This is a genomic window from Bacillus sp. MT94 (assembly GCF_058792475.1).
This window is the reverse complement of record NZ_JBXAEZ010000005.1, coordinates 1-26332: the sequence shown is the minus strand read 5'-3', so window position 1 is coordinate 26332 and position 26332 is coordinate 1. Positions and strand designations below refer to the sequence as shown.

The window sequence follows — 26332 nt, the reverse complement described above, 5'->3', positions numbered from 1 at the left end:
TTTTAAGGGGGATATATATGAAAAAAGTAGGAACTGCATTTTTAACAACTTTATTTATATTTTCATCGTTTACATCGGCAAATGCTGAAGAAAAGAAGGATAATAAAGCATTTATAGATGTATCTGCTGCAACGTTATGGACAGCACCTGATTCATTAAGGTCAATCGATACACCGAGTGCAACAAATCCAGTGGATCTTTGGAAATGGACGAAATCAATGACACTTGACGAGAAACTATGGTTAACAAATGCAAATAAATTAGAAACACAAGCGTTACTCGGTCAAGAAGTAACTGTTATTGATAAGAAAGGCGAGTGGGTGAAGGTATTAGTGCATGGACAGCCAACACCACGAAATGAAGAAGGTTATCCGGGCTGGATGCCTGAAAAGCAATTAACATATAATCAAGAATTTGCAGATAAAACAAATGAACCTTTTGTGTTAATAACAAAGCCAACAGCGATTTTATATATAAATCCTTCTGAAAAACATAAATCACTTGAAGTCAGTTATAATACAAGACTGCCGCTATTAAGTGAAGACACAATTTCATACCGTGTATTGTTGCCAAATGGTCAGAAAGCATGGCTACGAAAAAATGATGGAACAGTTTACCGTTCTCAAACTGATATTCCAAAACCGACAGCTGATGATTTAATTAACACAGGGAAAATATTTTTAGGTTTACCGTATATATGGGCTGGTACAAGTGGTTTTGGATTTGATTGCTCTGGCTTCACGCATACGATCTATAAATCGCACGGCATTACAATTCCGCGAGATTCTGGACCGCAATCAAGAGCAGGAATTGCAGTTGATAAAGAAAACTTACAAAAGGGAGATTTAATCTTCTTTGCACATGATCAAGGGAAAGGTAGTGTCCATCACGTTGCAATGTATATTGGTGATGGCAATATGATTCACTCACCAAGAGCTGAAAGGTCGGTAGAGATTATACCGCTAAATACACCAGGATATATAGAAGAATACGCTGGTGCACGTCGTTACTTACCTTAAAAATAGAGGGGGTTTTCAAATGAAAAAAATTGTTCGTTACTCATTAGTTAGTACTCTATTAGCTTCTTCATTTTTAGTTGGCTGCGCAAAAGAAAAAACTGCAACAAAGCCGAAAGATGAGAAGAAAGTATTGCAGTTACTAGAAATAGGTGAAATTCCGTCGTTAAATTCAGGAAAAGTAACAGATGCAGTCTCGTTTAACGTTTTAAATAACGTAATGGAAGGACTATTCCGTTTATCGAAAAATGATGAAGTAATTGAGGCAGGCGTACAAAAATATGAAGTGAGTAAAGATGGAAAGACATATACATTCCAATTGCGTGATGCGAAATGGTCTAACGGAGATCCAGTAACCGCTCATGATTACGTATACGCTTGGAAGCAATTGATTAATCCAGATACCGCTTCTCAATATGCATACATTGCGTACGATGTGAAAAACGCTGAGAAGATAAATAAAAAACAACTAGGTCTAGATGAATTAGGAGTAAAAGCGAAGGATGATAAAACATTCGTCGTAGAGCTAGAACATCCTGTACCGTATTTTACGAAATTATTAATTTTACCATCCTTCTATCCAATTAACGAAAAATATGCGAAAGAGCAAGGTGATAAATACGGATTAGAAGCAAATAAAGCGGTATATAATGGACCATTTACATTATCAGAGTGGAAGCATGAAGCTAGCTTTACAATGAAGAAAAACGATAAGTATTGGGATAAAAAAGAAGTGAAGTTAGATGAAGTAAACTATCAAATTGTAAAAGAAATTTCAACTGCGGTAAATTTATATGAAACAGATAAAGTTGATAGAGCTGTTATTTCTACAGAATTCGTAGATAAATATAAAAATAATAAAGAGCTAAAACAATACACAGATCCAGTTATGTACTTCTTCCGATTTAATGAAAATGTACCGATTCTTAAAAATAAAAATGCAAGGCTTGCGCTAAGTACAGTTTTTGATAAGAAAGGACTCGCAGATTCATTTTTAAATGATGGTTCGGTTGCTGCAAATTATTACGTACCAAAAGGATTCTTAAAAGGCCCAGATAAGAAAGATTTTAGAAGTACGGCTGGTGAGTTTAATAAGACGAATGTAAAACAGGCGAAGGAATATTGGGAGAAAGCAAAACAAGAGACAGGTACAAATGAAGTGACGTTAGAACTATTAAATTATGACTTAGAAAACTTTAAAAAAGTCGGAGAGTACATTAAAGAGCAGCTTGAGAAAAATTTACCTGGATTAAAAGTGAATGTGAAATTACAGCCACATACGCAAAAATTAGCACTTGAGAAGAAGAAAGAATATGAAATGTCGTTATCACGCTGGTTACCGGATTATCCAGATCCAATGACTTACTTAGAAGTATTCCTTTCTGGAAGCAGTGTTAATAATACAGAATATGCAAACCCAGAATATGATGCGTTAATTAAGAAGATTAAAACAGAATTAGGTAATGATGAAAAGGCTCGCTGGAAAGCAATGCAAGATGCTGAAAAAATGCTACTTGATGATGCAGTAATTGCACCGGTATTCCAGCGTGGATTATCTTACTTACAAAAACCATATGTGAAAGATTTATATGTACATCAATTTGGTCCATCTACAAGTTTAAAATGGGCAGATGTACAAAAATAAAAGAATGGGGAAACAGACTTCACGTGTGTGATAGTCTGTTTTTTGTACAGTTCCGAATGAAATATAGACATTTCATATGTTTTTTCACGACTTAAAAATAAAATTATTACTAAAATTCCAGTGTGAAATTTATGTAGAATCTTGTATAATTAACGTGTTTCTATGGAAACATTTTCTGGCGCTATTTATATAGGGCTTAATAGAACAAGGAAGGAAATACATACATGTATATAATAGATAAATAGAATGGAACATGTATAGAGAAAAAGGAGAGAAAAGATGACGTGTCAAAAACAAGGGTTACAAGTTAATAACGATAGAAAGAGGGACAGAAGATGAAAATGAAGCATGCTTTTGGTCCTATAATTTTAGCGTGTGTGCTGTTTTTCATTATCATTCTAATCCCATCGAAAAGTTTGGTATCGCTTATTAGTGATAAGAAGGTAGAAGATGCGGCAACTTCTTTACAAAAAGAGAAATTACAAAGTGCTTTCTTACAGCAAAAAATGTTAGATAATTCACAGTATTTACCGATGTACGGTTCATCAGAATTTTTACGAATGGATGCATATCATCCGTCTAATTATTTCAAAGTAAATCCAGCTGGTTTTACACCGTTTTTAATTGGAACTGGCGGTACACAAAGCTTAGCTCATATTTTAAATATGACATCTACTATGGATGAATTAGAAGGTAAAAAAGTAGTCTTTGTTCTTTCACCACAATGGTTTACAAAGACTGGTGTTTCACAAGGGGATTTCACTAATAATTTCTCCAAACAACAAGCATATCATTTTATTTTTAATGATGAGATAAATCCAGAAATGAAGAAGCAAATCGCGAAACGGCTATTAGATTATAAAGTTGTTCAAGAAGATGATATATTAAAAAATTCATTAGAAGGTATTGTATATAATGATACGAAACATAACATAAAAGCAGGTTTAGTTAAACCACTTGCTTATATGTATCGAAATATTTTAGATCATAGAGATTTATTTAACTCTTTATTTAAAATCGAACCGATGAAAGAGAAAACCAATAGCGGGCTTCGTTCAATTTCTTGGGAAGACGCACGTAAACACGCAGAACAAGAAGGGAAAGCTGAGTCTACTACAAATACATTCGGAATTGAAAATCCGTATTATCATAAGAATAATCTGAAGAAAAAACTAAAAGGTTTAAAAAACTTTAGAGCAAATGAAACATATGATGAATCACCAGAATATGATGATTTACAAATTATTTTAGATTTATTTAAAGAGAAAAATGTCAAACCACTCTTTATTTCTGTACCTGTAAATGGGCCTTGGTATGATTATACTGGCTTCCCGAAAGAACGCCGTGAAGTGTATTATAATAAAGTTCGAGAACAGGTTGAGAAAGCAGGATATCCAGTAGTTGATTTCTCTGGTCATGAATATGATAAGTATTTCTTAAAAGATACGATTCATTTAGGCTGGAAAGGTTGGATTTATTTTGATGAAGCAGTGCAGAAATTTTATTCTGAGAAATAAAGTATAGAAATCGGAATGGCTATGAGCCGTTCCGATTTTTTTAGTATAGAGGATTTTGGTGAGGACAATTTGGGAATGCATGTATATCTTGAACCTGTCTATAATCATAATGTTTCATTGCGAACTGGGCTTGATAAAGGTATTCATACACATATAATTGCCCATCATGCGCTGAACATAATACACCTGAAGTTCCTTGCCCATTTATGAAGGAAATACCGATAGGGCGTCCGATTAAGTATGGTATTTTTTGCTGCCAATGCATAGGGGAATCACTCCTTTTTGAGATAATATACGAAAGGAATGATCGAATGGTTGCTTATCCATGTAAATGTAGATGGAAAGGTGTTATATAATTCCTGGAGATTAATTCATATATAAATAGAAAACCGCTATAATTCCGAATGAATTTATAGCGGTTTTTATTATATTCTTAAGCAAGATTTTTGCGCTTTTTTGTCCATTTTTTTATAACGAAGTATAAAAGTATAAGTACGACGCCACCAATTGCAAATGATTTCACATACGGACCAGCAATATCGTTTATATTCTCCCAGTTTTCGCCTAGTTTTTCACCTAGATAAATGAAAATGATGGACCAAGGGATGATTGCGAGTGCTGTTAATGTAGTGAAACGTAGTAAAGGCATTTTTGTAATACCAGCAGGAATTGAAATCGCATGACGCACTACTGGAATGAAGCGTGCTGTAAAAATGACGCCAGTTCCGTAACGATTAAACCAATCTTCTGCAGCATCTATTTGTTTTTTATGTATGAAAATATATTTTCCATAACGTTCTAATATAGGTCGTCCGCCGTATCGTCCAAGCCAATAAATAAAGATTTGGGCAATAACACCGCCAATTGTACCGAATACAACAGCACCTATAAATGAGATACTTCCATTGAATACTAAGTATCCTGCATAAGCAAGGACAATTTCACTTGGGATAATCTCAATCATAAGTCCAAGCATAATGCCCCAATAACCTAATCCTTCAAAAAACGTTAATACTGAATGAATAAAACTACTTAACATTGTTGCACCTTCTAGTTTATGAATTTTTGAGTATAAGAACCATTTATTTAATGACATAAAAGGTTCACTATATGTAGATTATACCTTATTTACATAGGGGATTGCTATTTCAATTCTTTTATGTCTCTTATAAGTATTATAGTAAAGGATATAAGCCGCGTTTTCATGAAGGGTTAATGAAAAGGTTATTAAAAATTTCTCATAAAAAAATAGAAGCATTTCTGCTCCTATTTTTTTAAGGCTTCACATCTAAGTTCTGTAAAAATAAAGTTGCTGTTACGTAACGTTTTGCTAACATTTGTACATATGCGGTATGTACAGAAAGGGTCGCAATAATAATAGCGTTACGAATTGCTTCGCGTTGTTCGTTATTAATTTGATCGAACTTGCTTGCGATTTTATCAGCTTTTTCTTTTACGATGTTTTCAATTGTATGAACGGTATCTGTTGCATTTAATTGTAAGCAATTCCCTTGATTGAGTTCTTCAAATAGAGAAGAGTATGCTACATATAAATGAACAGGATTGATTAAATCATCACTTCGATCGGCTGGGTCATTTACAATAAGGCGTAATAGCTTACGAATGGATTCAAAATCAAGTGCTGTTTTTAAATCTTCGACAATAAATAGTAAGGCTGCTTGTTCAATTGAATATTTTTTCCCTTTTTGAGGAGAGCCAATCATTTCTTTTATATCTCGTTTCACCCAGTTTTGCATAGCAGTTACAGAGAAACTTGTGTTTTCAATCTGATTGCCAAGCGCAACTATTTCATTTAAAGAAAAACCGACATCAGTATCGTCAATTTTAATCAGCTTTTCAAAAATAGGTGAAAGTGCGGTAGTAATAAAAGCTGTAACGCTTTGTCCGCTTTCAATATCTTTTTTATGTGACTTTGCCCAAGCTTCTTGTAAAATACCGAGAGGCTTTTTCGTATTCCATCCTCTTAGTGATAGAAGAAGGGTAGCCATTTCGTTTCGTGTGAGATGAAATGTTTCCATCTTTTCACCTCCAAAATAATAAAAAGTTCTTATGAACTTATAATATGTTTTGTTTCATTTAAAGTCAATTCTGTTTTGCTTAATTTTTCCTTTGTCACCAAACTGTTGAAAGTAAATAATACTTGCATATTTCGACAAAAGTTCATATAATAAGTTCATAAGAACCTTTAAAATGTTCTTAAAAACAAATCTATCATTCTGAATTTACTAGAAAGATAGATTTCACATATATCTATATAAAAGGAGAATGGATATAATATGTTGAAAAAACTTGTAGCAGTAATGACAGCATTTATGGTTATCTTTGGGGCTAGCAGCTTTATGTTCGTAGATCATGCAGCAGCGAAAAGTTACAAATCTGGTAAAAAATCATTTACACCAAGTTCAGGTCAAAAGTCAAAAGTTGATTTAAACAAAAAAGACTCAAATGTAAATTCTCAAAAAACGACTCCAGATTCAAAAACGAAAGCAACAAACACAGCACCAAAAAGTAATAAAGGAAGCTTTATGAAAGGTTTATTACTAGGTGGTCTTGGTGGTTTACTAATGGGTAGCTTATTTGCAAATATGGGAGCTCTTGGTTCTGTATTAGCATTTATGGTAAATATGTTAGTAATGGCTGGTATCGTAATGTTAGCAGTTCGTGCATTTAAATACTTCAAAGACCAACGTAAAAAGAAGGCAGATGAAGTAGCATGGAAACAATAAAAATTTCTGAACAAGAATTAATAAATGCGCTTTGCGTATATATAGCTGAAAAAAGAAAAGTGGGTCCAGAAGAAGTGTTAGTTGAACTCATGTATGACGATGACTACGGTTTCTCTGCGGAAGTAGAGGTAAATGGTCGCCAGCAAATTTTAATTCAAGCAAACTTAATCGAAGCATTACGCTTATTGCTTGACAGAGAATATAATGTCAATTCATTCGCAGCGAGATTACAACTTGAATTAGATGATGAAGAAGGTATTTACGCATTAGCGAAATTTAATAGTGATGAACAATAAGACTGTTAGGGCTTTATGCTCTAGCAGTTTTTTATTTTAATTTCTATTTTTAGTATGTTTCCTATTTTAGGATAAAATTCAATTTTTAATAAACTGATGAATTGGTAAAAATATGTTATTCTTATTAAGAATGTTTTATGTTAATAGGAGGATATTATGAAAAAGAAATTATTAGCAACAATTGCTGCGGTATGTTTATCTTTAACTGCTTGTAATTCAACAGAAGAAACAAAGAATGTAAAGGCGAAAGAGAAAACGGAGAAGAGTGTAGAACAAAAAACTGACACAGCAAATCAAAAAGTTAAGGAAGTAAAATCAGCAAGTACAGTAGAACAGTTATCACAAGACCATAATGTGTCAATAGAAGGAGATGGTAAAAATTCATCAGATTTCTTTGAGTTGAAATCTGGTTTTGTAATTGCTGATGTAGAACATACAGGGAAAAGTAATGCAATCCTTCATTTGAAAGATGAACAGGGAAATGATGCGGGAACACTTTCTAACTTTATTGGAAATGGTAAACAAAAAAATTAGTTGTTATAAAAGAGAGTGGAAAGTATTTCATTGATGCACTAGCAGACGGACACTGGAATGCTAATATGTCTCAATCTATTCCGATGGATAAAGTAGTGACGACTCCAGGGGTAGCAAGTGGGCATGGTAGTGATGTTATATTTGTAAAATTAGAAAAAGGTTTAAAAGAATTTCATGGGGTACATAATAATGGGAAAAGTAATTTTATCGTTCATCTAAATGATAACACTTTATTTAACGAAATCGGAAACGCTGATACTACAAAAAAAATGCCTGTAAAAGAAAACGGTATACATATATTCACTATTCAAGCTGATGGTGATTGGACAATTGAAGTGAAATAATTTGAAAAGCTCCTCTTATATTTTTAATAAGAGGAGCTTTTTTACAAATAAGTCTTATAAAAGAATTTCTTGTTGTTTATAGAAATCTTTATCATTTGTTTGGAATTTATGCCATAAATCATTCATCTTTCGTCTACCGATATCTACCATCGGATTAAACTGAATTGCAGCTTTCTGACGAACAGAGTGAACGTTTTGCATGGCGTGATATAATTGTTGGTCGACTATATCATGTTTTTCACCTGCATATTTAGCAATTGATAGACCTGCAACTATTCCTTGCGCCATCGCAATTTTTCCGCTTTCAATGCCTGTAATATTGCCAGCTACAAATAAACCAGGAAGAGGGGTTTCCATTGTTTCGGAATGGAGAGGAACGTGTCCACCTAATTCTGAAATGTAATGGAAGGGACAACCAGCTACAGCTGCAAGTTCGGCAAGTGGGTATAATCCCCCAGCAATACAAACAAAATCTGCTTCATATATTTTCTCTGATCCATTAATAACATTTCCTTTAGAGTCAATATTAGCAATACGTACACCTTCAACTTGATCTGTTCCGATAATTTCAAGAGCTGCTTTCCGAAGGTGAAGTGGCGTTCCGTTTATTTTCATTCCGCTGTTTGGATAGAATGTTAATCCAGCTTTTCGAATCCAATCATATTTCATAAAGTGGCTACCTATTCGTAAAATAGCAGAAGGAGCGAGATGTGCTGCATTTAAAAGAGAGTTTAAAACTTCTTCAGGTTCACCAGCTTTTTGACTTAACTCGCTTTTTTCAGGGAGTACAATATGATCTACTTTAATTCCCGCTAATTGCAATTCACTTAAAATGGCGAAAGACAAAATGTTAGCACCAATAATGATTCCTTTTTTTCCAACTTGCACGCGATGAACATTTGTCATAACTTGAGCTGCTCCAATTGACATCACTCCTGGAAGTGTCCAGCCTGGAAGGGGAATAGAATATTCCGCAGCACCAGTAGCAAGTAGTACGAACGGTGCTTCTAACGTACCGATATTAGTATGTACAAACCAATTGTTTTCATCTTTATCTAAATTATAGACCGAAACACCGCACCTGATATGTACTGAAAGTGATTCTGCTTCTTCATGAAGTCGCTTCGATTCTTCTATTCCGTTCCACCATTCTCCAGTAGGCTCTTGATGCAACTGCCCTAACAATCTCCCACCCGGCTTCATAAATTCATCAATAACGAGCACTTTTAGTCCGAAACGAGCACAAGAGATAGAAGCAGATAATCCCGCTGGTCCTGCACCAATGATAATTACATCACTCATCGTTTTTTCACCATCTCTCTCACGATATTCGGATGCTGTTTCCCGCTTTCAACAACCATGTTTTCTTTTACAACAGTTAAGCATGCGCGTACATTTGTTTGATTATTTACTGTCACGCGGCATTCAGAACAGTGCCCAATATTACAATAAATACCTCGCGGTGTCCCGCTATCTTCATGAACTCTTAATGTCCGTATTTCATTTGCTAACAGGGCAGCAGCTATCGTTTCATGTTCATATGCTTCGTATTGATGACCGTTAAATTGAAAAGTAATACGCTCACTACTTTGTAAAGTACCTAAAATAGGGTGATGTGTAATTCTACTCATTTACTTTCACCTACCGATCCAAAAGTAACTGCACGTATTGGTGGTTGATATTTTAACGGTAGTTCATTAAGAGTTACGTCAGGATTCGCATTTTCAATCATTCGATCTATCATTATTCTGCATGTACGACCACCGCAAAATCCCATGCCAGCACGTGTTCTTAGTTTTAATTCTCTTGCCGAGCAGTTATATTCAGCAATTGTCGATTGAAGTTGTCCGTATGTAACCTCTTCACAACGACAAACGATTAAGTTGTTTTTATTGGTCATGTGTATTCCTCCTCTAGTTCGGTTTGCACAAATTATATATGCAAAAATCATACCAATATAGAGGGAGGAGAGAGAGCTACCTGTAAACGCCTAATCGGTGCATACTGCTTCTTTAATGAAGTCCAAGTTTTTTTAAACGGTTATATAAAGTAGCCCTTGTTACGCCAAGTTGTTTTGCACATTCTAATTTATTCCCATTTAAAATTCGTAAAGCCCTTTCAATAACTTTTTTCTCATGCTCATCCATCTCTTCTTGTAAAGAAAGGATTGTATTATTGTTGCTGAGTAATAGGGAATGAGCTGTATGATTGTCTAAATTTTCGGTTGTATGAAATGGTAAATATTCTTGTTTTATAATTCCGTCTGTCGCAAATACCACAAGTCGTTCAACAACGTTTCGAAGTTCGCGAATATTACCTGGCCAATTGTAATGAAGCAGTTCATGCATAATGCTTGAAGGTAAGTCACGAATTGGTCTGTTATAGTTGATTGAAAAATCGTTTAAGAATGAGTATGTGAGTTCGATAATATCCTCTCGTCTTTCACGCAGCGGTGGAATATGCAGGCTAACTACATTTAAACGATAATATAAATCTTCTCGGAAAGTTCCTTTTCTCATTTCTTCTTGTAAATCCCGATTTGTAGCAGCGATAATGCGGAAATCAATATTAATTTCTTTTTCTCCGCCAACTCGGTAATACTTTCGTTCTTGTAGTACACGTAACAGTTTTACTTGCATATCGAGCGGCATTTCGCCAATCTCATCGAGGAATAAAGTACCGCCTTGCGCGAGTTCAATTTTACCTTTTTTTCCTTTACTATTTGCTCCAGAAAACGCCCCACGCTCGTAACCGAATAATTCACTTTCAAATAACGCTTCTGGAATTGCCCCGCAGTTAATCGAAATGAAAGGCGCCTTCGCTGCCTCACTTGCTTCATGAATTGCTTTCGCAAATACTTCTTTTCCAACTCCGCTTTCCCCAAGTATTAAAACAGTTGATTTCACCGAACAAACTTTTCTAGCTAATTGTATCGTTCTTTGTATAACAGGACTTTTCCCATTCATCGCAAGGAATGGATCGGATTCATCTTTATACTTTGCCACTTCTTGTTCTAAACGGTGCATTTCATGTGACATATTAAATAGTTTTTCATTTAAAGCGACTTGATTTGTAACATCTGTTTCTGAAACGACTGCTCCTATAATTTCATCATTACAATAAACTGGATTTGAATTAATTAATACGAATAAATCGGGACGAGGCTGATGGAACTGAGCGACTATGCTTTTTCCATCATGTAAAGATTGTAAAATTTCCAAGTCTTTATAATCAAAAAAACGAGTAATCGGTTGCCCAATAATTTCATTATGGTTGACTGAAAATATTTTTTCAGCACCATCTGTCCAAGTTCGAACGCATTCTTTACTATCAATGACTGTAACAGAAGAGTCAGTTGTTTGTATTACGGTGTCATAAAATACCTGTAGTTCATTGTAGGACTTATAAAGAAATGGAATCATTTGCTGAGAAGTTATACAGCATATCGGCTCATCGTTTTCGTTAAGGATGATAACAGCTAATTCATAAGAAAAAGCGTCAATTAGTGCAGTGAATGAGTCATCTACATAAATAATGGCGCAATTATATTCATCTGTAGTAGAAGGGAGATAATAAAACCTTTCGTTTACTTGCTTAATGTGATTAAGGCTACATGTATGATCGATTAAAACACGTTCCAAAAACTCTTGTATAGTCGGAAATGAAAATGCCATAATGCCCTCCTGTTATGTATAAAAATTTTGACAGTGATAAAAAAATAATACACCTATTTACTGTAAATTTAAATTATTTTTACAAATAAAAATATTGTTTATGGAAATTGTATATATGAAGAATTGGCACGTCAATTGCATAAAAGAAAGTGAGAGGTTTAGGGAAAGGAGGAGTATATTGTGAGGCACTGCGACGTTTTAATTATAGGTGGTGGAATAATAGGGTGTTCTATCGCTTATTACACTTCAAAATACGGAAGAGACGTAACAATCATTGAAAAAGGAGAATTTGTCAGCGGGACGTCTTCACGGTGTGATGGGAATATTTTGGCCATTGATAAAGATCCGGGATTTGATAGTCAAATGTCTTTAGTAAGTCAAAAATTAGTAACTGATTTAAGTGAAAAATTAGAGCATTCATTTGAATATAGGGCACCAGGAAGTATCCTCGTATGTGAGTCAGACGAAGAGATGGAAGCTGCGCAACAATGGGTAGATCGGCAAAAAGAAGCTGGATTACCGTTTCGAATGCTTGATAGGCAAGATATAAGAGAAGAGTCGCCTTTTTTTGCTGATGATTTATTAGGCGGTTTAGAATGTGCGACGGATTCAACTGTGAATCCATATCTCCTTGCTTTCTCGCTTCTGTCAGAGGCACAAAAGTTTGGCGCAAAAGCCTTTAAGCAGACCGAAGTAAAGAGTATGAAAATAGAGACGAATGGTTCATTTGTTGTAGAAACTACGAATGGTACTTTTACAGCAAAACAAGTTGTAAATGCAGCCGGTGTGTGGGCTCCTAAGATTGGTCAGATGTTAAATGTAAATATACCAATTGAACCGAGAAAAGGGCATATTATAGTAGCATCAAGGCAACAACATGTAGGATGCCGTAAAGTAATGGAATTCGGTTATTTAATTTCTAAATTTGGCGGAAAAAGAAAAGTAGATGCTTTAACTGAAAAATACGGGGTTGCGCTCGTATTTGAGCCTACTGAAAGTCAAAATTTCTTAATTGGAAGTAGTCGTGAATTTGTAGGTTTTCATACGAGAATAAACAATGAAGTCATTAAATGTATCGCAAATAGAGCGATTCGCTTTTATCCGAAAATGGCAGATATGATGGTAATTCGTTCTTACGCTGGTTTACGTCCGTGGACAGAAGATCATTTGCCGATTATTTCACGAGTGGAACATATTCCGAATTATTTCATTGCCGCTGGACATGAAGGGGATGGGATTAGTCTTGCAGCAGTTACTGGGAAAGTAATTGAAGAGTTATTAAATGAAAAAGAGACAATTATTCCTATTGAACCACTTCGTTTGAGTCGTTTTACAGAAAGGGTGTTAAACGGATGAGGTCACAAAGAGTCTTTACGACTATTGATACACATACGGGCGGGAATCCAACGAGGACATTAATTAGTGGACTTCCAAAGTTGATTGGAGAGACGATGGCAGAGAAGATGTTACATATGAAAAAGGAATATGATTGGATTCGAAAATTGTTAATGAATGAACCGCGTGGTCATGATGTAATGTCAGGGGCGTTATTAACAGACCCATGTCATCCTGAGGCTGATATAGGTGTTATATACATAGAGACAGGTGGATACTTACCGATGTGCGGTCACGATACAATCGGTGTATGTACAGCGTTAGTTGAATCAGGTTTAATTCCAGTAGTTGAACCGATTACTTCTTTAAAACTAGATACCCCGGCTGGCTTAGTGGAAGTAGATATTGCTGTTCAAAATGGAAAAGCAAAAGAGGTATCTTTCTGTAACATACCAGCTTTTTTATTGAAAAATATTACTGTACACGTCAAAGACATTGGAACTGTAGAGGCTGATATAGCGTATGGAGGGAATTTTTATGCCATTATTGATGCGAAGTCAGTAGGCCTAGAATTAGTACCAGAAAATGCATCTACAATCATCGATAAGGCGATTCATATAAGAAACACAATTAATGAGAAATTTGAAATCATTCATCCAGAGTATTCGTTTATTAGAGGATTAACACATGTTGAATTTTATACAGATGCTACTCATGAATGTGCGCATGTGAAAAATACAGTTGTTGTACCACCAGGCGGAATAGATCGATCCCCATGCGGTACAGGAACATCTGCGAAGCTAGCTGTATTATACGCTCAGAAAGAAATCAAAATTGGTGAAGAGTTCATTCATGAGAGTATCGTTGGTTCTTTATTTAAAGGATATGTCGTGAATACGACACATGTTGAAAATATTGAAGCTGTCATAACGAAAATTACGGGATCAGCTTGGCTTATGGGTATGCATAAATTTTTTTACAATGAAATGGATCCACTCAAAGAAGGATTTTTGCTAATTCCGCCGATGGAACATGAAACGGAGGATATAAAATGAACATTCAAAAAATGTATACAGCAGTAGACGTACATGTAAATGGCGAGGCATTTCGTGTAATGAAAGACGTACCATGCAAATACTACTACAGTTTGGAGCAATTAAATGAACAATTTTCAGGTGAATTAGCAGAAGAGATGAAGCTTTTATTAAATGAACCACGTGGTTTTATCGGTTTGAATGGGTGTATTGTCGTTCCATCTATCCATAATGAAGTGGATGCAGCTGTATTATTTTTTAATCATGAAGGTTCGATTCCGCTTCATTATGGGGGCATTGTTGCGGTAATAACGATGTTACTCGAAAGTGGGTATTTAAAAAAGAGAGAGTCCAATCAATATAAAATTGAAACGTTATCTGGAATATTTTTAGTTGATGCGTATGTAGAGAATGATGAAGTTATATCTGTTTCGTTTGAAAGCAAACTTTGCTATTTGATTGAGGAAAATTTACAGGTTGGTAATGTAAGTTATTCTCTCATACAAGCAGATAAAGTATATGCAGTTGTAGAAAAAGGTGCGTATTCGCCAGAAATTCGTGTTGAAAACATTTCAGAATTGAAAAGATGGGGAGAAGCTACACTGCAGGCTATACAAAAACAGTCGCTAATAAAAAGGCTTATTTTAGTAGATCCTTCGCAAAAAGAAAAGAACCATATAAAGTCGATTACATTTCATGAAGATAACTTTATCGTACGTTCGCCAGGTTTTGTTTCTACTATCGTTTCCTATGTTCATGCATTATTTAAAGATGATTATATGGCGGATAAACCTTTTAAAAATGAAAGTATATTTAATAGTTTTATAACTGTGGAAAAAGTGAAGAAGGAGGAACTAGGATACATTTTCCGTTTTGAAAGTAGAGGATTTATTACAGGGATGCAGACGTTTCTATTAGACCCTACGGATCCGTTTCCGGCAGGATTCTTATTAAAATAAAATGTGATAGGGAGAGATAAATATGCAAAAAATTAAAGGGGCATTTCCAGTATTAATAACACCGATGGATGAATTTCAGGAAATTAATTGGGATGGGGTAAAACAAAATGTAAATTACTTTATCGAACAAAAGGTTGCAGGTATTATCATTAATGGAAGTACAGGAGAGTTTGTAAGTTTATCAAAAGAAGAACGATTTAAAATGGTAGAAACTGTGTTGAAAGAAATTGATGGCCGTATTCCAGTCATTGTTGGAACTGCAGCAGAGACCACAAAAGAAACAATTGAATATACGAAACATGCAGAAGCGCACGGAGCGGGCTGTGCATTAATTATAAACTCTTACTATTGTAAACCGAAGGAAGAGGAGATTTATTTTCATTTTAAAGAAATCTCAAACTCTGTAAATATACCAATTATGCTATACAATAACCCATTTACTTCTGGTGTCGATATGAGTACAGAGCTAATGCTCCGTATTGGAAAAGAGTGTGAAAATGTTACACATATTAAAGAATCTAGCGGAGATATTCGAAAAGCGAGAGATTTAGTAAGACAAAGTGAAGGGGCTTTCCAAGTCTTCTGTGGTTCTGAAGATTTAGTTATGGAATCATATTTAGTTGGTGCTTCGGGATGGGTTTCAGTAGCAGGAAATATCGTTCCTGGTCTCGTTACAAAAATGTATGAGCATTTTCAAAATGGTGAATTAGAAAAGGCGTGGGAAATAAACGATGCTATTTTACCACTTTGCGAGTTTCTTGAAGGATCAGGGAAATATGTTCAAATCGTTAAACGTTCCATGGAATTACATGGGCAAGCGGGAGGACCTTCTCGCTATCCAAGACTAGGATTAACTGTTGACGAAGATCAAAAGCTTCAAACGATTTTATCAAATATTGCAGCTCATGCAGCTGTTTAAATAAGGAGGAGAACATAATGTTAAAGACAAATATTGAGCTGAAACCAAAAGTGGAAGCGTTTTTAAATGAAGAAATTAAAATGTTTATTAATGGCGAATTTGTTTCTGCTATTGGCGGAAAGACGTTTGAAACATACAATCCAGCAACAGAAGATGTTCTAGCAGTCGTATGTGAAGCGCAAGAAGAGGATATTGATGCTGCAGTAAAAGCAGCAAGATCTGCATTTAAATCTGGTCCGTGGGCAGAAATGACTACTGCTGAAAGAGCGCATCTTATTTATAAATTAGCAGATTTAATTGAAGAACATAGAGAAGAATTAGCGCAACTAGAAGCTTTAGATAATGGAAAGCCATATCAAGTAGCACTTGATGATGATATTTCAGCGACTGTAGAAAATTATCGTTATTACGCAGGATGGGCTACAAAAATTATTGGGCAAACAATCCCAATTTCAAAAGATTACTTAAATTACACGAGACATGAACCTGTAGGTGTTGTAGGTCAGATTATTCCGTGGAACTTTCCGCTCGTTATGTCTTCTTGGAAAATGGGAGCTGCACTGGCGACAGGTTGTACGATCGTATTAAAACCAGCAGAGCAAACACCTTTATCCTTACTATATACAGCAAAACTCTTTAAAGAGGCTGGATTTCCAAACGGTGTTGTAAACTTTGTACCAGGCTTTGGTCCTGAAGCAGGAGCAGCAATTGTAAATCATCATGACATTGATAAAGTTGCTTTTACAGGATCTACTGTTACAGGAAAGTATATTATGCGTCAGTCTGCAGAAATGATTAAGCATGTAACGTTAGAGCTTGGCGGCAAATCACCAAATATCATTTTCGAAGATGCGGACTTGGAAGAAGCAATTAATGGTGCATTCCAAGGTATTATGTATAATCACGGTCAAAATTGTAGCGCAGGATCACGTGTATTTGTTCATCGTAAACATTATGAAACTGTAGTAGATGCACTTGTGAAAATGGCGAACAACGTAAAACTTGGAGCAGGTATGGAGAAAGGAACGGAAATGGGTCCACTCGTATCTAAGAAACAACAAGAGCGTGTGTTACATTACATTGAGCAAGGGAAGAAAGAAGGTGCTACAGTTGTGGCTGGTGGCGAACGTGCGCTTGAAAAAGGTTATTTCGTTAAACCAACTGTATTCACAGATGTTACAGACGATATGACAATCGTTAAGGAAGAAATATTTGGACCAGTTGTTGTTGTACTTCCATTTGATTCGACAGAAGAAGTAATTGAACGAGCGAACAACTCCTCTTATGGCCTTGCTGCGGGTGTATGGACGCAAAATATCAAAACGGGTCATCAAGTGGCAAATAAATTAAAAGCAGGAACAGTGTGGATTAATGATTATAACTTAGAAAATGCAGCTGCACCATTTGGTGGATACAAACAATCTGGTATTGGCCGCGAATTAGGTTCATATGCGCTTGATAATTATACAGAAGTGAAAAGTGTTTGGGTAAATATAAAGTAATAGGGTGTTTTACTGACAAAAATTGAGGGATGAAATAATGAAAGATGCGGACAACTAGAAAGTTTGATAATAGTTGTCCGTTTTCTTATATACAAAATTGCTTTTCCAAAGAATGATAAGGGGGATTTGGATGGAGAATTTAGTAGAATGGTTAGTAGGGCAAGTGTGGAGTATCGGTTTAGTTGTTTTTGCATTAGGGGCAGGCGTATATTTCACGATTGCAACACGTTTTTTGCAAATTCGTTATTTTAAAGAGATGATTAAACTATTATTTGAAGGAAAGAGTTCCGAGACGGGAATATCATCTTTTCAGGCATTTTGTTTAGCCTTATCAGGAAGAGTTGGAATTGGTAATATTGCAGGGGTAGCGACAGCGATCGCTTTCGGCGGGCCTGGAGCTGTATTTTGGATGTGGGTAATGGCTTTGTTAGGGGCAGCGAGTGCGTTTGTTGAATCAACATTATCTCAAGTATACAAAAGTAAAGTAGGGAATGAATATCGCGGCGGTACTCCATATTTCATTGAGAAAGGTTTAAAAATGAAATGGTTTGCAGTCATTGTAGCGGTAGTTGTAACACTTTCATATGGCATGTTATTACCAGGTATTCAATCTAGTAGTATCGCAGTTGGATTCGAAAACTCTAATGGTATTAACAAATATATAACTGGTATATTTTTAGTCGTGTTACTAGCGGCAATTATTTTTGGTGGTGTAAAGAGAATTGCTGGCGTTTCTCAAATGCTTGTTCCATTTATGGCAATTGGTTATGTAATTGTTACATGTATCATATTAATTGCGAATGTAACGGAGATTCCAAGTATGTTTGCTTTAATTTTCTCTAGCGCATTTGGTGTAAATGAAATGTTTGGTGGAATTGTTGGTGCAGCTATTGCATGGGGTGTAAAACGTGCTGTATTTTCAAACGTTGCTGGTGTCGGAGAAGCGACGTATAGTTCGGCTGCTGCTGAAGTATCGCATCCTGCAAAACAAGGATTAGTTCAAGCGTTTTCCGTATATATCGATACAATTGTCGTATGTACAGCGACAGCTCTTATGATATTAATTACAGGTATGTATAATGTTATACCTGAAGGGAAAAGCGCTATTGTAAAAAACATAGGAAATGTGGAAGCAGGTCCAATTTATACGCAACAAGCAGTTGAAACTGTGATGACAGGGTTTGGTCCAATATTTATTTCAATTGCAATTTTCTTTTTTGCATTTACAACGTTACTCGCTTATTACTATATCGCTGAAACGACACTTACTTATTTAGATCGTCAATTGAAGTATGGCTGGTTAAAACCAGTTTTAAAATTTGGATTTTTAATTATGGTTTACATCGGTAGTGTTGAATCAGCGTCGCTTTTATGGAATTTCGGAGATTTAGGAATCGGTAGTATGGCATGGTTAAACTTAATCGCGATTCTATTATTAAGTAAAATCGCATTAAAAGTGTTAAAAGACTATGAAACGCAGAAAAAAGAAGGGAAAGATCCAGTATTTAATCCTAAAAATGTGGGGATTGAAGGATTAACATTTTGGGAAGAAAGAAGTAAAGAGGTTGAAAGAAAAAGTTCTAGAGGAAAAGTTATTGTAGATGATAATTTAAAATTATAACGTAAATTAACTGAAAATTCTTAATTTAAAAGAAGGTATATTGCCTCCATTTCATCGCATACTACAATAGGTATGGATAATATGACTGGAGGGAATAAGATGGAACATGAGCAACATAGTTCGATAAATGATATTCTACATCATTATAAAGAAGGTATAGGTAGTTTTACAAATCAAATTCCTGAAATCGCTGAGACATATAATGCGTTCACGCAAGCTTGTTTTCAAGAGGGTGCTTTAACAAAAAGAGAAAAACAACTTATTGCATTAGGAATTAGTTTAGCAACGCAAGATGAGTATTGTACAATTTATCATACAAAAGGTTGTCTTGATCAAGGATGTTCGGATAAAGAGATTCTGGAAGCATGTGGTGTTTCAGCAGCATTTGCTGGCGGAGCTGCGATGAGTCAAGCGGTAACTTTAGTGCAAGAGTGTTTAACAGAACTGAAAAATCAAAAGCATTGAATAAAAAACGTTTTAAACTTTATGTTTAAAACGTTTTTTATGTGAAATTAAATTTGAGTATAAAAATTATCTAGGATGGGTTCAATTTTTATCGTTTTCAATTTGTATTCAATTTAATATTCTATATCTTCATAAATAGATTTTTCTACATCAGGAAGAACTGTGTATATACTCTTACCGATTAAAGCTTCTAATTCTTTCTTAATCGCATAAAACCCTTTCCAATGTAAAGATGTATGAGATGTTGTACCATGACGCAAACCAACAGAAATTAATCTTCTTTCCAGCGTAGTAAAGCCATCCGCATCAGCAAGAGCGTCACAAAGAGTAATTACTTTATTATATAAGTCGTAGTTACTATGTTCATTCAATATTGCAACTAATTGGCTTTTCATATGGTCAGGAACGAGACTCCATTCCGCTGCGATATCTATATGTTCATTTTTACAGGGAAATGAGTGTGTCACACAAATAATGGCGTTTCCTGTATATCCTAAATCATTCATATACATATAACCATCATAGGAATGAATGACCGATTTGGTAAAACCTTTGTATCTTCCGATATCATGCAAAAGGGCAGCGTTATATGCTATGTCAGCATCTAGCTTGTACCCTTTTTTTATAAGTTCTATAATTATGTTTTCAGTTGCATGAGCAACATGTAGTGAATGTTCAAACCAAGGGCCCGGGTTTTGTTCATATGCCCATTCGAGTAATTCTTTTGCGTACGTTCTATCTAATATATATTTCATATCGTTATCCTTTCAAAAAAAATCATATCTTAATATAAATTCATCTTATTATTTCATTATTCCTTCTTTAAAAATTGTTACAATGAAACAAAAGGGGGAAAAGTAATGCGAAATTTAGTAATTGAAGAAATTAAGAAACTAGAAAATGATATGGAAGAACTTTCGAAACTTTTGAAAATGGTTGTAAATGATGGGGCATCAATTGGTTTTTTGCCTCCACTGGAACAAAAAGACGCAACAAAGTATTGGCAAACAGTATTAGCGCCAGAAGTGATATTGTATGTGGCTAAAATAAACAACGAAGTAGCAGGGAGTATTCAATTACAATTAGTTACAAAGCCTAACGGAATTCATAGAGCCGAGATTTGTAAATTAATGACTCATCCAAACTTTAGACGTAACGGTATTGGACGATCGCTTATGCAAAAAGCAGAGGAACGAGCAAAGCAAGAAAACAGGTCTCTTTTAGTATTAGATACTAGAGAAGGAGATCCTTCCAATAAATTGTACAAATCACTAGACTACCAAGAAGTTGGAACAATACCAGGGTATGCAATTTCTCCGAATGGAAAGTTAGATGCTACGGTTATTTATTATAAAAACATTTAAGGTATAATCAAACGGGGAGAGTGCTTAATTATTAGTAAGTGAATAATAAACGACTATTTTTAACACAGTCTATATTTTTCTGGCGGTGTTAAAATAGTTAATTATAATCTAATTAACGCACTAAATGAATTTGAGAAAGTTTTTAGAGGGTTCTTTTAGTAATGATTCTCGTCTTATAATAAATGTAGAGAAGATGACTAGGCAACTATAGTTATTTTCGCTTTATTATTGGAAGGGGATGAAAGAATGAAAACGAATAGTTTACAAAAGATGAAGAAAGTTATTTTAAGTGGTGGCGTATTACTTACGGGATTATTAACATTTGGATTTTCAGAAAAGGCTTCAGCTCATGGATATGTAGAATCACCAGCGAGCCGATCTTATTTATGTAAGCAAGGGGTAAATGTAAATTGTGGACCGATTCAATATGAACCACAAAGTGTAGAAGGGATAGGTGGATTTCCGCAACTAGGACCTTCTGATGGACAAATTGCAGGGGCTGGTCATTTTCCTGCGTTAGATGTTCAAACTGTAGATAGGTGGAAGAAAGTTACGTTAAATGGCGGAACGAATACATTCAAGTGGAAACTTACGGCTCCTCATAGTACAAAAGAGTGGAAATATTATATTACGAAAAAAGGTTGGAATCCAAATAAACCTTTAACGCGATCAGATTTAGATTTAGTGCCATTCTATGTGAAAAATGACGGTGGAGCTAGACCAGGGACAACAGTAACGCACGAAGCAAATGTACCAACTGACCGTAGTGGATACCATCTTATTTTAGCTGTTTGGGAAATTGCAGACACTGGAAATGCGTTTTATCAAGTTATAGATGTAAACCTTTTGAATAATGGCTTAGCTTCAAATTTCGCTTTTAACAACGTAGTGCAAACTCCTACACTATTTTAATTGAAACATATATTTCGATCATCTAATTCATTTTAGATGATTTTTTTATGAAAATGATGAAAAATATAGAAGAAAGTGCAATTATTTATAAAAAAATATGCTTTAAATATTGTCATATTTGCTTCTTTAAGATATCCTTTTCATGAAGAGGTGGAAAACATGGAAAAAGTACTAGTTTTCGGGCATAAAAACCCAGATACAGATGCAATTTGTTCTGCAATTGCTTATGCAGAATTGAAAAAAGAATTAGGAATGAATGCTGAGCCTGTACGTTTAGGCGAAATCAGCGGTGAAACTCAATTTGCGTTAGATTATTTTAAAGTAGAAGGACCGCGTTTTGTTGAGACAGTAGCAAGCGAAGTGGACAACGTTATTTTAGTTGACCATAACGAGCGTCAACAAAGTGCTAACGATATCGAATCAGTTCGTGTGTTAGAAGTTATTGACCATCACCGTATTGCTAACTTTGAAACAAGCGATCCTATATACTATCGTTGTGAGCCAGTTGGATGTACAGCTACAATCTTAAACAAAATGTACAAAGAAAATGGCGTTACAATTCGTAAAGAAGTTGCAGGTTTAATGTTATCTGCAATTATTTCAGATTCTTTACTATTCAAATCTCCAACTTGCACAGAACAAGACGTAGCAGCTGCTCGTGAATTAGCGGAAATCGCTGGTGTAGATGCTGATAGCTACGGCTTAGAAATGTTAAAAGCTGGTGCTGACTTAAGCGGAAAAACAATGGAGCAATTAATCTCTCTTGACGCTAAAGAATTCCAAATGGGTAATGCGAAAGTTGAAATCGCACAAGTAAACGCTGTTGATACAAACGACGTTCTTGTACACCAAGCGGAACTTGAAAAAGTAATCTCTGCAGTAGTAGAAGAGAAAGGTTTAGACCTATTCTTATTCGTTGTAACTGATATCTTAACTAACGATTCTGTCGGTCTTGCGATCGGTAAAGCAGCAAACGTTGTTGAGAAAGCATACAACGTATCACTAGAAAACAACACAGCTACTTTAAAAGGTGTTGTATCTCGTAAAAAACAAATCGTACCAGTATTAACAGAAGCATTCCAAGCTTAATTTTATTGAGTACACATAAACAGCAAGGACAAGTAGTCAGATTGGCTACTTGTCCTTTTTTATCTCTAAAAAACAGAAAATTAAAAACGGGAGGATTGTGTATGTTGAATGATTTGGAGAGTAAATTACAGTCACTTTTAGAGCGAAATATTACGTCGGTTTCAGAATTAGAGAGCTGGCTTTCGGAGGAGCTGCGTTTAAACGCAGAAATAGAAGAAGAGTTAACGATTAATTTAATCGCTATGTATAGAGATACAAAAGATAGTAATATACGTGATATACATATGTATAACCAAAATGAAATTCAGCCACTTTTAAAAAGATACAATGCAAAATTTGACCAGAAATTTAGAGATTGTCCGTTTTCTGATTTATTAGATGAGCAGAAATATGGATTTATGAAAAAAGCAAGATTTGTGAAGAGTGAAATGTTTAATGAAAAGAACATAGCGCTTTCCGTTAAAGAGCAAGAACTTATTACGAAATATAGAGAAATAATGTCTAACATATCTATTAATTGGGAAGGCGAGCAAAAGACGTATGCATACGTAAAAGCAAGGATAGATAACCCAAATAGAGCTATTCGTGAAAAAGCTTGGTACGCTTTATGCGAAGCAAGAAGTATAGTAAAAATAGAAATAGATTGTATTATGAAGGAACTCGTACAATTGCGGAATCAGATGGCTTTAAATGCAGGGTTTAATAATTATAGTGAGTATGCCTTTAAACAAAAAAATAGAGATTACAGTATTGAAGATTGTTATAAGTTTCATGAGTCGATAGAAAAGTGTGTTGTACCAATTTGGAAACAGTTAGGAAGTCTTTTTAAAAAGAATCTTGATGTAAAAACGTATCGTCCTTGGGATCTTGCTCCTTGTAATTTGCAAAAATCTTCATTTGAAAATTACATTGATTTATTGGATGGGGTTGAAGAAATGTTTCGGAAGACAGATTCATGTTTTCATGAGGAATTTACTCATATAAGGGAAGCGGGATTAATTGACGTACAAGAACGGAAAAATAAAGCATCAGGAGCTGCTTGCTTTACCTTACCTCATAGTAAAGACGTTTTTATTTATTCTAATTTTAGTCCTTCATTTTATGCAATTCATGCATTAATACATGAATTGGGGCATGCATTACATTTTCATAAACAATTTAACAATGAAAGTAGTATGCAGGAAAGATACCTTCGTGAAGAGGTGGCGGAACTTTATTCCCTTAGCCTGGAGTTATTATTAATGGATAAGCTTACTATTTTTTATACGCAAGAGGATGATTATAAAGAAGTACAGCGAGTTCAATTATATCGTACTTTATCGTTATTAATATCGTCAGTTTCAGGAGATGTATTCCAGCACTGGCTTTATACAAATCCAAATCATTCACCAGAAGAGCGAGATGAGAAATATATTGAACTATGTAAAAGGTATCAATATTCATCAGTTGATATTGCAGGAGTAGAGAATGAAATTGGTTCTAGTTGGTTCGAGTCATTTCACTTTGTTCAGTTTCCTTTTTATAAAATTGAATATGCAATTGCACAAATAGGAGCGATTCAATTGTTTCAAATTTATCGAGAGAATCCGGAACAAGCGATTACTTTCTTTAAAGAGGGAGCGAGTTCAGATTGGAATTTATCTATACAGGAAATATATATAAATACAGGTGTTGCGTTTGACTTTTCGGAAGAAAGGATACAAAGTACTGCAAGGGCTATTTTAGATTTGATTAACGAATTAAAATAAGGATAGCGTTAGCTATCCTTACAATTGTTTATTCGTAAGATTTTTTCTTGTTTATATAAAATGTGATTATCGCAGTAATGAAGAAAATAGGTATCGCATACACTTGCCCAACAAATAACTTCCAGCCGACATAATTGTAGCCTTCAGATGCTGGGATGATAACGGAAATAACGCAAACGATAAAATAGACTAATAGTGCAGGGATAATATTTTTCATTTTTACGAACCTCCTTTTTAAATTCATTCGTACATCATAATATTACAATTTATTTTTATTATTTTGAAGAAAAAAAGAAAAATTTTTATGGTATTATAATATTTGCATTGAGAGTGATCCTTAGTACTTATATGGTAAAATGTGTAATTAAAACTTTCAGAATTATTATATAGTATTTCGAGAGAAAAATGTACAAAATAATGGATTTTATTTATTGAAGTTAAGGGAGTAGAAATATATATGAAAAGGCTATGTATAATTCCATGTGGAAAAAAGAAAATTTGGGATAAGCATTCAAACTACGGACCGATGGAAGCAAAAGACGTATATATTAGTCCGTTCGGAAAAGCATGTCAGGCGTACGCATCCATGTTTTTCGAAAACTGGGTTATATTATCAGCGAAACATGGATTTTTAAGGCCAAATGATATTGTATTAAAAAACTATGATCTTGCATTTGATTCAAAAAGCGATGAGGTAATAAGTATAGAGAAATTACAAAAACAGATGGTAGATAAAAGTTTACTACAGTTTGACGAAATCGTCTTACTAGCAGGGAAGAAGCATAAAAAAGTAGTGACAAAGTTATATCCAGAAGAAATGATTACATATCCGCTAGAGGGGTGTAAAGGAATTGGGTATATGTTGCAGAGGTTAAAAGAGGCAGTGAAGGAGGAGGCGGAAATATAGGTATAGTTTCGGTCACCATGATCTTAAACTTTATTTAGGGAACTAAAAGTAAAATAGAGTTTTTAAGCATCGCCAAAAAGGTGATGCTTTTTTGTTCGTGTTACCATTCAAGTTAATACAATTTAGAGAATAAAGAATCCGATTTGTGAAGTGACATCTCTTTTTTTAATCGAAAACGAATTGCCTTCACTTTTAGAAAATGTATGACGTATTGGTCTGGAAATATCGATAAATTTACAGCTTGGTTAGATTCACGTAAGTGGTACTATGAGTATGTGAGATAAGACTAATTATTATATAATCTTCTAACTCTACTTATGATATGGAGAAAATAGACTAATATACAAGCCTTTGTATACTTCCTCCTAAATAGAATATGATGAATTCTATTTAGGAGGAAGTATATTCATGAGGAATACTTGTCATTGTGGGCATTCCCGAAATTGTAATAAATTTTGGGATGATTTAATGTTTGGGAGATGTAGATGTAAATGCAGAGATTTTCACGAATGTTGTTGCAAAGAGAAACCGAAATGTGAGTGTGAAAAATGTCATTGTAAAACAAAACCGAAATGCCATTATAGGGATGAAGAGGAAGGGGATTAATAATAAAAAAGAGTACGATACTGAAGTGACCCCTAAAAGTTAGACACGGTTATTTCATTAGGCAGCTTGATAAAAGTGAGTCCGGTATTGTACCGGGC

Annotated in this window: 27 protein-coding genes and 2 pseudogenes; 20 read left to right on the top strand and 9 right to left on the bottom strand. The window is 34.8% G+C overall.

The genetic code is table 11. The annotated features are described in order from the left end of the window. Positions 1-17: 17 nt before the first annotated feature. The 3 genes from AC1Q51_RS18260 to dltD all read left to right on the top strand — a co-directional run bounded on the left by AC1Q51_RS18260 (position 18) and on the right by dltD (position 4178). Positions 18-1019: a C40 family peptidase gene (locus AC1Q51_RS18260; RefSeq protein ID WP_327641735.1), complete on the top strand. Its 1002-nt coding sequence runs from the start codon at positions 18-20 to the stop codon at positions 1017-1019. A 19-nt stretch (positions 1020-1038) separates the two neighbouring features. Continuing rightward, a complete protein-coding gene (locus AC1Q51_RS18255) occupies positions 1039-2661 on the top strand; it encodes a peptide ABC transporter substrate-binding protein (RefSeq protein ID WP_000725187.1) in 1623 nt (540 codons plus the stop codon). 335 nt (positions 2662-2996) lie between these two features. Further along, positions 2997-4178, top strand: a complete 1182-nt coding sequence (gene dltD / locus AC1Q51_RS18250) for a D-alanyl-lipoteichoic acid biosynthesis protein DltD (RefSeq protein ID WP_098127586.1) — start codon at positions 2997-2999, stop codon at positions 4176-4178. Positions 4179-4218: 40 nt separating this feature from the next. Here dltD and AC1Q51_RS18245 read toward each other — a convergent pair whose 3' ends face one another. The 3 genes from AC1Q51_RS18245 to AC1Q51_RS18235 form a co-directional block, all read right to left on the bottom strand. Then, a complete protein-coding gene (locus AC1Q51_RS18245; RefSeq protein ID WP_000558692.1) occupies positions 4219-4443 on the bottom strand; it encodes a hypothetical protein in 225 nt (74 codons plus the stop codon). Between the two features lie 168 nt (positions 4444-4611). Beyond that, positions 4612-5217, bottom strand: coding sequence for an undecaprenyl phosphate transporter UptA (uptA, locus tag AC1Q51_RS18240; protein WP_000952913.1), 606 nt, complete (start codon positions 5215-5217; stop codon positions 4612-4614). Positions 5218-5452: 235 nt separating this feature from the next. Continuing rightward, positions 5453-6217, bottom strand: a complete 765-nt coding sequence (locus AC1Q51_RS18235) for a DUF1836 domain-containing protein (protein WP_000447231.1) — start codon at positions 6215-6217, stop codon at positions 5453-5455. A gap of 258 nt (positions 6218-6475) precedes the next feature. Here AC1Q51_RS18235 and AC1Q51_RS18230 point away from each other — a divergent pair, with 258 nt between their 5' ends. The 3 genes and pseudogenes from AC1Q51_RS18230 to AC1Q51_RS18220 all read left to right on the top strand — a co-directional run bounded on the left by AC1Q51_RS18230 (position 6476) and on the right by AC1Q51_RS18220 (position 8099). Next, on the top strand, positions 6476-6925 hold the full coding sequence (locus AC1Q51_RS18230) for a hypothetical protein (protein WP_000914478.1): 450 nt from the start codon (positions 6476-6478) through the stop codon (positions 6923-6925). Then, the gene (locus AC1Q51_RS18225) at positions 6913-7221 is read left to right on the top strand and encodes a YxcD family protein (protein ID WP_492331633.1); all 309 of its coding nucleotides are present in this window, start codon (positions 6913-6915) and stop codon (positions 7219-7221) included. The genes AC1Q51_RS18230 and AC1Q51_RS18225 overlap by 13 nt, the downstream gene beginning before the upstream one ends. Before the next feature lie 156 nt (positions 7222-7377). Further along, positions 7378-8099, top strand: a pseudogene (locus AC1Q51_RS18220) (hypothetical protein). A gap of 54 nt (positions 8100-8153) precedes the next feature. On the opposite strand, the gene AC1Q51_RS18215 reads toward AC1Q51_RS18220, so the two are convergent. The 4 genes from AC1Q51_RS18215 to AC1Q51_RS18200 all read right to left on the bottom strand — a co-directional run bounded on the left by AC1Q51_RS18215 (position 8154) and on the right by AC1Q51_RS18200 (position 11773). Then, positions 8154-9401: an NAD(P)/FAD-dependent oxidoreductase gene (locus tag AC1Q51_RS18215; protein WP_097923885.1), complete on the bottom strand. Its 1248-nt coding sequence runs from the start codon at positions 9399-9401 to the stop codon at positions 8154-8156. Then, a complete protein-coding gene (locus tag AC1Q51_RS18210; RefSeq protein ID WP_492331632.1) occupies positions 9398-9730 on the bottom strand; it encodes a (2Fe-2S)-binding protein in 333 nt (110 codons plus the stop codon). The genes AC1Q51_RS18215 and AC1Q51_RS18210 overlap by 4 nt, the downstream gene beginning before the upstream one ends. Beyond that, on the bottom strand, positions 9727-9999 hold the full coding sequence (locus AC1Q51_RS18205) for a (2Fe-2S)-binding protein (protein ID WP_000182619.1): 273 nt from the start codon (positions 9997-9999) through the stop codon (positions 9727-9729). The genes AC1Q51_RS18210 and AC1Q51_RS18205 overlap by 4 nt, the downstream gene beginning before the upstream one ends. Before the next feature lie 112 nt (positions 10000-10111). Further along, complete coding sequence (locus AC1Q51_RS18200; protein WP_492331631.1) at positions 10112-11773, bottom strand: sigma-54 interaction domain-containing protein; 1662 nt, start codon at positions 11771-11773, stop codon at positions 10112-10114. Positions 11774-11953: 180 nt separating this feature from the next. Between AC1Q51_RS18200 and AC1Q51_RS18195 the strand changes: the two genes are divergently transcribed. The 7 genes from AC1Q51_RS18195 to AC1Q51_RS18165 all read left to right on the top strand — a co-directional run bounded on the left by AC1Q51_RS18195 (position 11954) and on the right by AC1Q51_RS18165 (position 19608). Beyond that, on the top strand, positions 11954-13129 hold the full coding sequence (locus AC1Q51_RS18195) for an NAD(P)/FAD-dependent oxidoreductase (RefSeq protein ID WP_001215272.1): 1176 nt from the start codon (positions 11954-11956) through the stop codon (positions 13127-13129). Then, a complete protein-coding gene (locus tag AC1Q51_RS18190; protein ID WP_492331630.1) occupies positions 13126-14163 on the top strand; it encodes a proline racemase family protein in 1038 nt (345 codons plus the stop codon). Before AC1Q51_RS18195 ends, AC1Q51_RS18190 begins: the two co-directional genes overlap by 4 nt. Next, positions 14160-15101, top strand: a complete 942-nt coding sequence (locus tag AC1Q51_RS18185; RefSeq protein ID WP_492331629.1) for a proline racemase family protein — start codon at positions 14160-14162, stop codon at positions 15099-15101. The genes AC1Q51_RS18190 and AC1Q51_RS18185 overlap by 4 nt, the downstream gene beginning before the upstream one ends. A 22-nt stretch (positions 15102-15123) precedes the next feature. Next, complete coding sequence (gene dapA, locus AC1Q51_RS18180; protein WP_492331628.1) at positions 15124-16020, top strand: 4-hydroxy-tetrahydrodipicolinate synthase; 897 nt, start codon at positions 15124-15126, stop codon at positions 16018-16020. 17 nt (positions 16021-16037) lie between these two features. Then, positions 16038-17522, top strand: coding sequence for an aldehyde dehydrogenase family protein (locus AC1Q51_RS18175; RefSeq protein WP_492331627.1), 1485 nt, complete (start codon positions 16038-16040; stop codon positions 17520-17522). 130 nt (positions 17523-17652) lie between these two features. After that, positions 17653-19143, top strand: a complete 1491-nt coding sequence (locus AC1Q51_RS18170) for an alanine/glycine:cation symporter family protein (protein WP_000429514.1) — start codon at positions 17653-17655, stop codon at positions 19141-19143. A 72-nt stretch (positions 19144-19215) separates the two neighbouring features. After that, the gene (locus tag AC1Q51_RS18165; RefSeq protein WP_001999958.1) at positions 19216-19608 is read left to right on the top strand and encodes a carboxymuconolactone decarboxylase family protein; all 393 of its coding nucleotides are present in this window, start codon (positions 19216-19218) and stop codon (positions 19606-19608) included. A 113-nt stretch (positions 19609-19721) separates the two neighbouring features. Here the strand turns inward: AC1Q51_RS18165 and AC1Q51_RS18160 are convergent, their stop codons facing one another. Further along, positions 19722-20363 carry an HD domain-containing protein gene (locus AC1Q51_RS18160; RefSeq protein ID WP_492331626.1) on the bottom strand — a complete coding sequence of 214 codons (642 nt, stop codon included), beginning with the start codon at positions 20361-20363 and terminating at the stop codon, positions 19722-19724. Between the two features lie 105 nt (positions 20364-20468). Here AC1Q51_RS18160 and AC1Q51_RS18155 point away from each other — a divergent pair, with 105 nt between their 5' ends. The 4 genes from AC1Q51_RS18155 to AC1Q51_RS18140 all read left to right on the top strand — a co-directional run bounded on the left by AC1Q51_RS18155 (position 20469) and on the right by AC1Q51_RS18140 (position 24721). Then, positions 20469-20972 carry a GNAT family N-acetyltransferase gene (locus tag AC1Q51_RS18155; protein WP_001245255.1) on the top strand — a complete coding sequence of 168 codons (504 nt, stop codon included), beginning with the start codon at positions 20469-20471 and terminating at the stop codon, positions 20970-20972. Positions 20973-21218: 246 nt separating this feature from the next. Continuing rightward, positions 21219-21884 (top strand): lytic polysaccharide monooxygenase, encoded by a 666-nt coding sequence (locus tag AC1Q51_RS18150; RefSeq protein ID WP_086421820.1) that lies wholly within the window; start codon positions 21219-21221, stop codon positions 21882-21884. 159 nt (positions 21885-22043) lie between these two features. Further along, positions 22044-22973, top strand: a complete 930-nt coding sequence (gene ppaC / locus AC1Q51_RS18145) for a manganese-dependent inorganic pyrophosphatase (protein ID WP_000416871.1) — start codon at positions 22044-22046, stop codon at positions 22971-22973. Between the two features lie 101 nt (positions 22974-23074). Beyond that, on the top strand, positions 23075-24721 hold the full coding sequence (locus AC1Q51_RS18140; RefSeq protein WP_000930874.1) for a M3 family oligoendopeptidase: 1647 nt from the start codon (positions 23075-23077) through the stop codon (positions 24719-24721). A gap of 28 nt (positions 24722-24749) precedes the next feature. On the opposite strand, the gene AC1Q51_RS18135 is transcribed toward AC1Q51_RS18140, so the two are convergent. Beyond that, entirely contained in the window at positions 24750-24938 is a 189-nt protein-coding gene (locus AC1Q51_RS18135) for a DUF4017 family protein (RefSeq protein WP_000789485.1), read from the bottom strand. Positions 24939-25178: 240 nt separating this feature from the next. Between AC1Q51_RS18135 and AC1Q51_RS18130 the strand changes: the two genes are divergently transcribed. The 3 genes and pseudogenes from AC1Q51_RS18130 (at position 25179) to AC1Q51_RS18120 (ending at position 26277) form a co-directional block, all read left to right on the top strand. Further along, positions 25179-25628 (top strand): DUF6884 domain-containing protein, encoded by a 450-nt coding sequence (locus AC1Q51_RS18130; protein ID WP_000824876.1) that lies wholly within the window; start codon positions 25179-25181, stop codon positions 25626-25628. Between the two features lie 209 nt (positions 25629-25837). Next, positions 25838-25912 (top strand): annotated as a pseudogene (locus AC1Q51_RS18125) (N-acetylmuramoyl-L-alanine amidase C-terminal domain-containing protein); the annotation flags it as partial. A 188-nt stretch (positions 25913-26100) separates the two neighbouring features. Beyond that, positions 26101-26277, top strand: coding sequence for a hypothetical protein (locus tag AC1Q51_RS18120; protein WP_492331625.1), 177 nt, complete (start codon positions 26101-26103; stop codon positions 26275-26277). The last annotated feature ends 55 nt before the right edge of the window (positions 26278-26332 follow it).

What these genes read in the sequence shown, in the direction of transcription:
- AC1Q51_RS18175 (WP_492331627.1), top strand. Translation starts at nt 16,038, where the DNA reads ATGTTAAAGACAAATATTGAGCTGAAACCAAAAGTGGAAGCGTTTTTA.
- AC1Q51_RS18200 (WP_492331631.1), bottom strand. Translation starts at nt 11,773, where the DNA reads ATGGCATTTTCATTTCCGACTATACAAGAGTTTTTGGAACGTGTTTTA.
- AC1Q51_RS18245 (WP_000558692.1), bottom strand. Translation starts at nt 4,443, where the DNA reads ATGCATTGGCAGCAAAAAATACCATACTTAATCGGACGCCCTATCGGT.
- AC1Q51_RS18260 (WP_327641735.1), top strand. Translation starts at nt 18, where the DNA reads ATGAAAAAAGTAGGAACTGCATTTTTAACAACTTTATTTATATTTTCA.
- ppaC (WP_000416871.1), top strand. Translation starts at nt 22,044, where the DNA reads ATGGAAAAAGTACTAGTTTTCGGGCATAAAAACCCAGATACAGATGCA.
- AC1Q51_RS18160 (WP_492331626.1), bottom strand. Translation starts at nt 20,363, where the DNA reads ATGAAATATATATTAGATAGAACGTACGCAAAAGAATTACTCGAATGG.
- dapA (WP_492331628.1), top strand. Translation starts at nt 15,124, where the DNA reads ATGCAAAAAATTAAAGGGGCATTTCCAGTATTAATAACACCGATGGAT.
- AC1Q51_RS18210 (WP_492331632.1), bottom strand. Translation starts at nt 9,730, where the DNA reads ATGAGTAGAATTACACATCACCCTATTTTAGGTACTTTACAAAGTAGT.
- uptA (WP_000952913.1), bottom strand. Translation starts at nt 5,217, where the DNA reads ATGTTAAGTAGTTTTATTCATTCAGTATTAACGTTTTTTGAAGGATTA.
- AC1Q51_RS18215 (WP_097923885.1), bottom strand. Translation starts at nt 9,401, where the DNA reads ATGAGTGATGTAATTATCATTGGTGCAGGACCAGCGGGATTATCTGCT.
- AC1Q51_RS18230 (WP_000914478.1), top strand. Translation starts at nt 6,476, where the DNA reads ATGTTGAAAAAACTTGTAGCAGTAATGACAGCATTTATGGTTATCTTT.
- dltD (WP_098127586.1), top strand. Translation starts at nt 2,997, where the DNA reads ATGAAAATGAAGCATGCTTTTGGTCCTATAATTTTAGCGTGTGTGCTG.
- AC1Q51_RS18255 (WP_000725187.1), top strand. Translation starts at nt 1,039, where the DNA reads ATGAAAAAAATTGTTCGTTACTCATTAGTTAGTACTCTATTAGCTTCT.
- AC1Q51_RS18170 (WP_000429514.1), top strand. Translation starts at nt 17,653, where the DNA reads ATGGAGAATTTAGTAGAATGGTTAGTAGGGCAAGTGTGGAGTATCGGT.
- AC1Q51_RS18150 (WP_086421820.1), top strand. Translation starts at nt 21,219, where the DNA reads ATGAAAACGAATAGTTTACAAAAGATGAAGAAAGTTATTTTAAGTGGT.
- AC1Q51_RS18185 (WP_492331629.1), top strand. Translation starts at nt 14,160, where the DNA reads ATGAACATTCAAAAAATGTATACAGCAGTAGACGTACATGTAAATGGC.
- AC1Q51_RS18165 (WP_001999958.1), top strand. Translation starts at nt 19,216, where the DNA reads ATGGATAATATGACTGGAGGGAATAAGATGGAACATGAGCAACATAGT.
- AC1Q51_RS18205 (WP_000182619.1), bottom strand. Translation starts at nt 9,999, where the DNA reads ATGACCAATAAAAACAACTTAATCGTTTGTCGTTGTGAAGAGGTTACA.
- AC1Q51_RS18235 (WP_000447231.1), bottom strand. Translation starts at nt 6,217, where the DNA reads ATGGAAACATTTCATCTCACACGAAACGAAATGGCTACCCTTCTTCTA.
- AC1Q51_RS18225 (WP_492331633.1), top strand. Translation starts at nt 6,913, where the DNA reads ATGGAAACAATAAAAATTTCTGAACAAGAATTAATAAATGCGCTTTGC.
- AC1Q51_RS18140 (WP_000930874.1), top strand. Translation starts at nt 23,075, where the DNA reads ATGTTGAATGATTTGGAGAGTAAATTACAGTCACTTTTAGAGCGAAAT.
- AC1Q51_RS18135 (WP_000789485.1), bottom strand. Translation starts at nt 24,938, where the DNA reads ATGAAAAATATTATCCCTGCACTATTAGTCTATTTTATCGTTTGCGTT.
- AC1Q51_RS18130 (WP_000824876.1), top strand. Translation starts at nt 25,179, where the DNA reads ATGAAAAGGCTATGTATAATTCCATGTGGAAAAAAGAAAATTTGGGAT.
- AC1Q51_RS18155 (WP_001245255.1), top strand. Translation starts at nt 20,469, where the DNA reads ATGCGAAATTTAGTAATTGAAGAAATTAAGAAACTAGAAAATGATATG.
- AC1Q51_RS18190 (WP_492331630.1), top strand. Translation starts at nt 13,126, where the DNA reads ATGAGGTCACAAAGAGTCTTTACGACTATTGATACACATACGGGCGGG.